Raw genomic sequence first — 2311 nt, 5'->3', positions numbered from 1 at the left:
CTACTAGTCTTATATATTTATGGACATGATTAACTTGTAAGTGAAAATTTATTTTTAGCTTTACTGAGAAATAATACATATGGGGAGAAGGTAAAATGTCTAATAAGGAAAAAATGTTAAATGGTGAATATTATATAAGTTGGGATGAGGAATTGACTTTAGAAAGAGAAAAGGCTAAGGATTTACTTTTTGAATTTAATAATATAAGACCTTCATTAAGAGCTGAAAGAGAAACAATTATTCACAAATTGTTTGGCAAAGTGGGTAAAAATTGTTGGATTGAATCTCCATTTAATTGTGATTATGGATATAACATTACAGTAGGAGATAACTTTTATACAAATACTAATTGTTGTATATTGGATTGTGCTAAAATTACAATAGGAAATAATGTATGGATAGGGCCAAATGTTGGTATATATACTCCTAATCATGCATTTGACAGTAAAGAAAGAGCTGACGGATATGAGAAGTCTCTTCCTATCGAAATTGGAGATAATGTATGGATAGGTGGAGGAGTTACTATTATTGGAGGAGTTAAAATTGGGCAAAATTCAATTATTGGAGCAGGAAGGGTAGTAACAAAGAATATACCTGCTGGTGTAATAGTAGCAGGAAATCCTGCTAAAATAATAAGAGAAATTACAGCAAATGATAAAATATTTAAGTAACTAAATTCTAATGTATTAAATATATTTATATAGACTTTAAATAAAGTACTTACAAAATATAATTAAATCTTAAATTAAAAAAAATACCGTATTATTCAAAAGTGAATATTCGGTATTTTTTTAATGTACAATTTAAATATATTATGATTATAAAATTCATTTATGCCAATGAACTTCAATCACAATCATAAAAGGTAGATGACTTAGTTGTAATGATATTATAAATAATCAATATTTGCATTTTTAATTTCATCAACACATGAAAATAACTTCATACTAAATAACATACTGAAAACTGTGAATAGAGTTGTTGTTATAAGTGAAATGATAGATGAAATTATGTCTAATGTTATATAACCAGGAGCGAATGTATTTGGCTCAGATAATAACATTAATATTCCTCCTATAATACTTAATAATAAATTAAACATGAATGTTTTCCATTTGATTCCTCTACTCATTTCTCTTGTTTTACTTAAAATTTCCTTAGATGAAATGTCAGGATGCTTACATAAAACATAATTTACTGGTGCATATTTTAAACCTATTACAATTCCAGGAATTATAAAGAAAATAAGTCCCAATAAAGTTTTTAATAATGCAATAGCATTTACTTTAACAACTAATCCAAGTGGCGCTTTTTCTATTTCCTTATCGTATAAAATTTCATAGATATATTTACATAAGTAATATGAAACTGTATTAATTAATATACCTAATACAACACCTATAGTTAAAAATGCTAATAAACCTGCAAATATCAATCCTAAGAAACTAGGTAAAGCTGAAATATCATCTGTAAACGTCATAAACTCTTCAGAAGATACATCAGGATATAACGTATCATCATATACCATAGAATCATAAGATTCTGGATAGAAATCATACCCTACAGTTTCATTAATTATAAGCCCTCCAGATAATATTGAAATTATGATTCCTATTATCCATATTTTTTTATTCGTTTTTTTAAGCAATAAAAAACTTTCTTCCATTAGATTAAAAAACTTTATACTTTTATACATATACCCTCCTAACAAAACACTAATAATTAAAAATATATTGAAATTATTAGCATTATATACCCTAATTTAATGTATTAAAAACTTTATATATTTATAATATTATGACAAATTTTTAAATGAAAGACTATTTTTTTATGGTGATTTTTGATAATATGTTGATAATATGATGTATTTTAAGATAATTGCTAATTTAGGGGATTGGGTAGATAAAACGTGTATGTAGTAAAAGATCTTATTTAGTTCTTTTAAAAAGAAGAAAAAAGTATAAAAGATAAATAAGTGAAAACGTTGACAGAATGTTTATAATGTTTTATAATGTTTTATAACGTGAATATAACAATTGGATGGTTATTGTTGAAAGACAAGCTAGACCTATTTGTATGAGTTTATAAGGATTGTATTTTGTGCAATTGCTTATATCTCTACAAATAGGTCTTTTATTTTTAAATAAATAATTTTAATTTGTAAATATAAGTATATTTAAATTATTTAAACTAAGGAGGAACATTCTATGGGATTCAGTAAAGATTTTTTATGGGGCGGTGCTACAGCTGCTAACCAATTTGAAGGTGGATGGAATTTAGATGGAAAAGGTATAAGTACAAGTGATATGCT

3 protein-coding genes are annotated in these 2311 nt (G+C 25.4%); 2 read left to right on the top strand and 1 reads right to left on the bottom strand.

Annotated features, from left to right (window positions below):
* Window positions 1-95: 95 nt before the first annotated feature.
* Entirely contained in the window at window positions 96-671 is a 576-nt protein-coding gene (locus J7G74_RS16530; protein ID WP_297137434.1) for a sugar O-acetyltransferase, read from the top strand.
* A gap of 218 nt (window positions 672-889) precedes the next feature.
* Here the strand turns inward: J7G74_RS16530 and J7G74_RS16525 are convergent, their stop codons facing one another.
* Window positions 890-1696 (bottom strand): DUF975 family protein, encoded by an 807-nt coding sequence (locus tag J7G74_RS16525; RefSeq protein WP_297137431.1) that lies wholly within the window; start codon window positions 1694-1696, stop codon window positions 890-892.
* 511 nt (window positions 1697-2207) lie between these two features.
* On the opposite strand from J7G74_RS16525, the gene J7G74_RS16520 reads away from it, so the two are divergent.
* Window positions 2208-2311, top strand: a 104-nt coding sequence (locus J7G74_RS16520) for a family 1 glycosylhydrolase (protein WP_297137437.1), incomplete at its 3' end; no start/stop codon positions are given.

Source organism: Terrisporobacter sp. (assembly GCF_017888745.1).
Lineage (GTDB): Bacteria > Bacillota > Clostridia > Peptostreptococcales > Peptostreptococcaceae > Terrisporobacter.
This window is presented reverse-complemented; position numbering and strand designations above follow the sequence as displayed.

Bases quoted from the DNA above. Each gene is read 5' to 3' on its own strand.
- J7G74_RS16525 (WP_297137431.1), bottom strand. From the start codon at position 1,696: ATGTATAAAAGTATAAAGTTTTTTAATCTAATGGAAGAAAGTTTTTTA.
- J7G74_RS16530 (WP_297137434.1), top strand. From the start codon at position 96: ATGTCTAATAAGGAAAAAATGTTAAATGGTGAATATTATATAAGTTGG.